This window comes from Streptomyces sp. NPDC059875 (assembly GCF_042731085.1).
GTDB lineage: Bacteria > Actinomycetota > Actinomycetes > Streptomycetales > Streptomycetaceae > Streptomyces.
This window is the reverse complement of sequence record NZ_JBHWJZ010000040.1, coordinates 43,622-50,567: the sequence shown is the minus strand read 5'-3', so window position 1 is coordinate 50,567 and position 6,946 is coordinate 43,622. Positions and strand designations below refer to the sequence as shown.

At 72.3% G+C, this 6,946-nt stretch carries 4 protein-coding genes; 1 reads left to right on the top strand and 3 read right to left on the bottom strand.

Going from position 1 to position 6,946, the window contains the following annotated elements; translation table 11 throughout:
- Positions 1–119 precede the first annotated feature (119 nt).
- Positions 120–2,042 carry an N-acetylmuramoyl-L-alanine amidase gene (locus ACFV9D_RS33530; RefSeq protein ID WP_385154885.1) on the bottom strand — a complete coding sequence of 641 codons (1,923 nt, stop codon included), beginning with the start codon at positions 2,040–2,042 and terminating at the stop codon, positions 120–122.
- A gap of 314 nt (positions 2,043–2,356) precedes the next feature.
- The gene (locus ACFV9D_RS33525) at positions 2,357–3,481 is read right to left on the bottom strand and encodes an aminoglycoside phosphotransferase family protein (RefSeq protein ID WP_385154853.1); all 1,125 of its coding nucleotides are present in this window, start codon (positions 3,479–3,481) and stop codon (positions 2,357–2,359) included.
- Between the two features lie 231 nt (positions 3,482–3,712).
- Between ACFV9D_RS33525 and ACFV9D_RS33520 the strand changes: the two genes are divergently transcribed.
- Positions 3,713–5,209, top strand: a complete 1,497-nt coding sequence (locus tag ACFV9D_RS33520) for a hypothetical protein (RefSeq protein WP_385154850.1) — start codon at positions 3,713–3,715, stop codon at positions 5,207–5,209.
- 111 nt (positions 5,210–5,320) lie between these two features.
- Here the strand turns inward: ACFV9D_RS33520 and ACFV9D_RS33515 are convergent, their stop codons facing one another.
- A complete protein-coding gene (locus ACFV9D_RS33515) occupies positions 5,321–6,793 on the bottom strand; it encodes a PP2C family protein-serine/threonine phosphatase (RefSeq protein ID WP_385154847.1) in 1,473 nt (490 codons plus the stop codon).
- Positions 6,794–6,946 lie beyond the last annotated feature (153 nt).

Here is a 6,946-nt window from a genome sequence, read left to right as displayed (position 1 = left end):
CTGCCCCCCCGGGGCCGGGGGGGGTTTTGGCCGGGGGTGCCGGGCCCGGGGCCCGTTGCGGGCGGGGCGGGGGGGCCCCGCCCCGCCCGCCACCCCTCACGATCCGGCCGACACCCCGCTCAGGCGCGGGAAACCCGCACGTCGGACGCCTTCACGAAGGCCACCCGATGGCCGAACTGGATCTCGTAGTACTGCTCTTGGCCCCGGACCACCGCGTGCCCGGTGGTGTCGAACACCGGCGCGAAGTAGTACTCGCCCGGGGTGCGATCGCCCACCACGTAGGCCTGGCCCGCGAGCAGCTTGTACGGGAGCGGCGACACCGACTGGACCGGCACACCCGCCGGATAGGCCGAGGCCTCCGGATAGGCACGCCCGTACACCGGGACCTCCGTCGCCCCCTCCTTCGGGGTCAGCACCCAGCCCCGCGCGTTCACCGCCGTCGGCCGCGCCTTCGGGTTGTGGAACCAGGCCTTCTGCCCCAGGTACCAGATCGCCGTCCAGTCGCCCTTCCGCTCCGCCACCGCGTACTGCTGGCCCGTCGAGGCCCGCGCCCCGGTGTCGTTGACCCCGGTCGTCGAGTCCTCGCCACCCGGCCGCAACCCGATGTCCTTGACCAGCGGGGCGTCGGCGCTCGGCGCCGTGTGCAGCCGGACAGCGCCGCTGCCGTGCGGGGCGCACGCCTCTCCCGCCTTCACGCACCCCGTGTACACCGGCTGGTGCGCGGTGTACTCCGGACGGATCGTCACCACACCCGCGTCCGGGCCCGCGCTCGGGGTGAACGGCCGGCCGAGCAGCCGGAAGTAGTGGGCCCAGTCCCAGTACGGCCCCGGGTCGGTGTGCATCCCGCGGATCGTCGAGGTGACCGTGCCCGGCACGTTGTCATGACCGAGGATGTGCTGCCGGTCGAGCGGGATGTCGTAGCGCTGCGCCAGATACCGCACCAGACGCGCCGAGGTCCGGTACATCGCCTCCGTGTACCAGGAGTCCGGGGCCGTCAGGAAGCCCTCGTGCTCCAGGCCCACCGACTTGGCGTTCACGAACCAGTTGCCCGCGTGCCAGCCGACGTCCTTCAGCGGCAGATGCTGCGCGATGTGCCCGTCGGAGGAGCGCAGCGAGTACTGCCACGAGACGTACGTCGGGTCCTGCACCAGCTTGAGCGTGACGTCCCAGGTCGCCTCGGTGTCGTGCACGATGATGTACTCGATCGACTGGGACGCGGGCCGGTTCGCCTTGTCGTGGTTGCCGTAATCACCGTCACCGAACTCCTCGTACGGCGCCGGGATCCACTCGCACGCCACCGTGCGCGGGCACTCCGTCGGCCCCGTCTTCGGCTGCCGCAGCTCCAGCGACTCCACCTGACCGGACGCGGGCGCGACATCCGGATCGGCCGCGAGCGTGACGACCTGCCCGCTGTCGGTCGTACGGGTCTCACCGCTCCGGATCACGTCGTACACGTCGTTCGCGTACGTCGTCGCGGTCGCGGTGTCGTCGGCGTCGGAGTACCGCGCCACCGCCCCGTACCAGTCGGCCGGGTCCGAGCTCAGTGGCCGGCCCGACGCGCGCTGGGCGGCGGCCAGCAGCGCCGCGCCGCCCTCGATGTTCGCGGCGGTACTGGTCCGCAGCTCCTCCGACGGAATGCCGGACAGCTCCGCGGCCCGCTCCAGCGTCTTGAGGCGGGCGGGCAGCTCGGCCGCCGTCGGCAGCGCGGCGCCTTCCTCCGCCCCGTGGCGCGGCGCCCGGGAAGCGTCGCCCCGCGCGTCCTCCTCGCCGTGCGAGTGGTGCGGGGCCTCCGCGAGCGCGGTCACCGCGTCCGTGAGGTGCATCGGACCGTAGCCGCCGGTCACGCTCGGCGCCCCACCGTGCGCGTCCCACCGCGACTGGAGGTACGACACCGCGAGCAGCACGCTCTGCGGCACACCCTGACGCTCGGCGGCGGCGGCGAACTGCCGCTGGAGCGAGCCGGACACCACCGGACCGGCGGTCGCCGGCGGGGCGGCCGAGAGAAGAGGGAACAGCAGGGCGGCGGACGCCACGGCGCCCACCGTTCGGGCGACCTGTCTGCGCGACGCGGAACGGTGCAAGGCAGCCTCCGGAAACAGGGGGTGACGAGGGGGCGTGCGGGGCCGAACCCGTACAGGGGTATCGGCTTCCGGACGATCCGTCAATCACGCCTGGCCCCAAGAGATTTCCCATGTCAGGGCCGTCTCGTGGAGTTTCGCGGCGGCGGCGCACGGGCCTGCGGCGCGTCAGTGGAGTGGACCAATGAGGCGGGTGCGAGGGGGAACGAACACCGCGCCCCGGTGTGTCGGCACCGGGTGCGCGGCGTGTCACCCCCGCTGGGTCGGTCGGTACGCGGTCACCTCGTACCGACCGCGGCGCGCACGGCCCGCCGTGCCATGGCGCAGTCGTCGTGCAGCCGCCGCAGCAGCAGCCGCTGCTCCTCGCCGGGCGAGACCGCGCCCGAGGGAACGGGAACCGAACCGGCGGGCGGCGCCTCCTTGATGGTGCGCTGCACCGCCGTCTCGTACGTACGGATCTCCCGCGTCAGCACGATCATCAGGTTCACCAGGAAGGCGTCCCGGGACGCCGCTCCCGCCTGCTGGGCGAGCTGACTGATCTGCCGCCGCGCCAGCGGCGCGTCACCGAGCACCGCCCACATCGTCGCCAGGTCGTACCCGGGCAGGTACCAGCCCGCGTGCTCCCAGTCCACGAGGACCGGGCCGGTGGGGGAGAGCAGGATGTTGGAGAGCAGGGCGTCGCCGTGACAGAACTGACCCATGCCCTGGCGTCCGCCCGCGTGTGCCAGGCCGTGCAGCAGTTTCTGCAGGTCGTCCCGGTCGCGGTCGGTGAACAGGCCCAGCTCGTGGTAGCGCGCGATCCGCGAACCGTAGTCGAGCGGCGCGTCGAAGGTGCCGGCCGGCGGCCGCCAGGCGTTCAGCCGGGCGATCGCGCCGAGCGCCGCGCGCAGGTCCGCGCGGGGCGGCGCCTCGACGGGGTGGCGTGTCAGCGCCGCAGCCCGTCCGGGCATCCGCTCGATCACCAGCGTGCAGTTGTCCGGGTCCGCGGCGATCAGCCGGGGGGCTCGCACCGGTGGACGGTGCCGGACGAACGAGCGGTAAGCAGCTATTTCGTGCTGGAACCGCTCGACCCACGCGGGGGAGTGGTCCAGTAAACACTTGGCGACCGCGGTGGTCCGCCCGGTCGTCCCGACGATCAGTACGGAACGGCCGCTGCGCCGCAGCACCTGCACCGGGTTGAACTCCGGGCAGATCCGGTGGACGGACGCGATCGCCATCCGCACCTGGGCCCCCTGGGGGCCCGACAGGTCGATTCTCCCGCTGGGAGCTTGAGCGGCACTGCCCGCCCATCGCCTCGCGCGGCCCGCCGGGGAGACGGGGGCGAGATACGGTCCGCTGCCGGCCGGTACGGAACGGTGCTGCGGCCGGGGCGGGGCGGACACGGAGGACGATGCTGTGTACATGGGGAGACAGATCCCTTCGTGTGCCGACGAGTTGCGTGCGTCGCCCCGCCCGGCCTCCGGTCCGCACCCTGGGGAATGAGGGCCGGTTGCCGGGGCGGGGTGGCGCGTTCCTACCTGACACCCGGGCGCGGGTGGCGGAACATCGGGCGCACCCTGGCGAAGCCTGGCGAATAGTCGCCAGCCCTATGACAGGGGGTTACTGTCAACTCAGCCGAGAACCTGGGGGCTTACGTGACCGGACAGACCAACACCCGCCTGGCAGACCTCTTCGGCCTGGCCGGCTGGTCCAAGGGAGAGCTCGCGAGGCTCGTCAACCGGCAGGCGGCGGCCATGGGCCACCCGCAACTGTCCACCGACACCTCGCGGGTGAGGCGATGGATCGACATGGGGGAGACCCCGCGCGATCCCGTACCCCGGGTGCTGGCTGCACTGTTCACCGAGCGACTCGGCCGTGTCGTGACCATCGAGGACCTCGGGTTCGTACGACACGGGCGCGCCGGGAAACGGCAGAACGTCAGGAACACCGACAACCCTGACGGGCTGCCCTGGGCGCCCGAGCGTACGGCAGCGGTCCTCACCGAATTCACGGGAATGGACCTCATGCTCAACCGACGCGGCCTGATGGGCGCGGGCGCCGTGCTCGCCGCCGGCTCCGCACTCACCAGCGCCATGCACGACTGGCTCCACACCGACCCCGCACGCGCCGCCGCGCCGGCCCCCCGCGCGAACGATCCCCTCCACGCCGACCCCGCTGGGTTCGACCGCTACGAGGCCGCCCCCATCGGGTCGGAGGAGATCGAGGCACTGGAGCGCTCGGTGGAGGTGTTCCGCGCCTGGGACGCCTCCCGTGGCGGGGGGCTCCAACGTAAGGCGGTCGTGGGCCAGTTGAACGAAGTGGGCGGCATGCTCGCCTACCACCACCCCGACCACCTCCAGCGGCGCCTGTGGGGCGTCGCCGCCAACCTGGCGGTCCTCGCCGGCTGGATGTCCCACGACGTCGGCCTCGAACCGACCGCCCAGAAGTACTTCGTCATCGCCGCCCACGCGGCCCGGGAGGGTGGCGACCGCCCGCGCGCCGGCGAGGCCCTGTCCCGCGCCGCGCGCCAGATGGTCCACCTGGGCCGGCCCGACGACGCCCTCGACCTGATGAAGCTCGCCAAGTCGGGCTCCGGCGAGGAGGTACTGCCGCGCACCCAGGCGATGCTGCACACCATCGAGGCCTGGGCCCAGGCGTCCATGGGCAAGGGCCAGGCCATGCGTCGTACCCTCGGCGAGGCCGAGGACCTCTTCGTCTCCGACCGCTCGGACGTGCCGCCGCCGAGCTGGATGCAGAACTTCGACGACGCCGACATGCACGGGATGCAGGCCCTCGCCTACCGCACCCTCGCCGAACACGATCCCGGGGCCGCCGTCCCGGCGCAGCGCCACGCCAAGCTGGCGCTCGAGCTGCGCCGCAACGGCCACAACCGCTCCAAGCTCTTCGACTACATCTCGCTCGCCTCGGCCTGCTTCATCGCCGACGACCCGGAACAGGCCGACCGCTACGCCCGGCTCGCCCTGGTCTCCATGGGCGAGACCTCCTCCCACCGCACCTGGGACCGGCTGCGCGAGATGTACCGGCTGACCGGGCAGTACGCCGGCTACGGCAAGATCGAGGACCTGCGCGAGGAGATCGAGCTCGCGCTGCCCAAGCCCGCCGCGAAGCGGCCGAGGACCGGCTCGATCTGAGGCGAGGCGGTACGCGCGCTCGTCGGCACATCACGTACGTACGAGAAAGGGCACACCGGCTCCGCCGGTATGCCCTCCTGTGGCGGTGCGCCCTCCCGGGCGCCGCCGTCGCTACTGGCCCACCCGGACCACCATCACGCAGGCGTCGTCCTCGCGCGGTGCCTCGCCGAACTCCTCCACCACCGACCGCACGCAGTCCTGCGCGTCCCGCGCTCCGGCCAGCCGTGGCGCAAGCGCGAGCAGGCGCTGTGTGCCCGTGTCGTCCATGCTGCCGCGGCGGGTCAGTCCGTCCGTGTGCAGCACCAGCAGGTCACCGGGGAGCAGCCGGATCTCGGCCTCTCCGTACGCCGCCCCGGTCGTCGCTCCCAGGAGCACACCGTCGGGTCGTTTCAGAGCGAGCCCCGTCCCGTCGCGGAACAGCAGCGGGGCGGGATGGCCTGCCTGCGCCCAGCACAGCGTCTGGTTCGCCGGGTCGTAGCGGCAGCACATCGCGCTGCCCAGGGCCGGCTGGACCGAGGTCTCGAGCAGTTGGTTGAGATGTGCCATCAGGGCGCCGGGTCGGATTCCGGCCACCGCCATCCCGCGCAGCGCGCCGAGGAGCATGGCCATCGAGGAGGTGGCCGAGACACCGTGTCCGGTGAGGTCGCCGACCGTGAGCAGCGCGTCCCCGTCCGGGAGCGCGAGGGCGTCGTACCAGTCGCCGCCGATCAGGCCGGTGGTCGCGGCCGGAAGGTAGTGGCCCGCCACGTCGAGCGGGGCGCCCGGGCCGCCGTGGGCGAAGCGCAGGGAACCGCGCCACGGAGGCAGGACGGCCTCCTGGAGCTCGACGGCGACCCGGCGCTCGGTGCGCTCGATGTGGCGGCGTCGCTGCAGGCTGTCACGGGACTCGCGGACCGCCCGCTCGCTGCGGCGCAGTTCGCTGACATCCCGTAAAACGGCCCACATGGAGGCCGTGCAACCGTCGCCGTCGAGGACCGGCTCGCCCATCATGTGCAGCGTGCGGACCCGGCCGTCGGTGCGGACGATCCGGAACTCGCCGTCGATCGGCTTCCCGTCGATCAGACAGTCCGTCACCATCGCCTGGAGCACCTGCTGGTCCTCGGCGAAGACCATCGAAGGGAGATCGTCCAGGGACATCGGACCGCTCTCCGGGGTCCGGCCGAAGATCTGGTACAGCTCCTCGGACCAGCTGACCTCGTCGTTGAGCAGATTCCACTCGGCGCTGCCGACACGGCTCAGCAGGGAGCCCGTACGGGCGGGGGCGGGGCCGCCGTAGGCGGCGCCGGGGTCCGACGCGGCCTCCGGCTCGACCTCGATGGGGTCGGCGCCGGGCATCGCGGGGAGCTCGTCCGGGAGACCGGCCTTGAGCTGCCCCAAGTGCGCGCCGAGGTCATCGAGTTGATGGACTGCGAGGTCGCAGAGGGCGCGCTGCCAGCGGTTCTTCGGGTCGTCCTCGTCCAGTACGGCGTCCCGGCGCACGGCGTCCACGTCACCGCGCAGACGGCGGGTCTGCGAGATCAACGCGTCCACCGTGCCGGGCTCCGGCGGCTGGGCGGGACGGTCCGCGAACAGATGGGACGGCATGTCGTACTCCGATACAGGCGCGGCGCGGGCGATCTGTGGAACAAGGCCCGGATACGACTGTTGCACAGGCGGGGACAGCCCGTAAGGGATTTGGCAACACTCGATACGGTGGTGCTTCTGGCATATGCCAAAGGCCCGCCGATTATCGGCCAT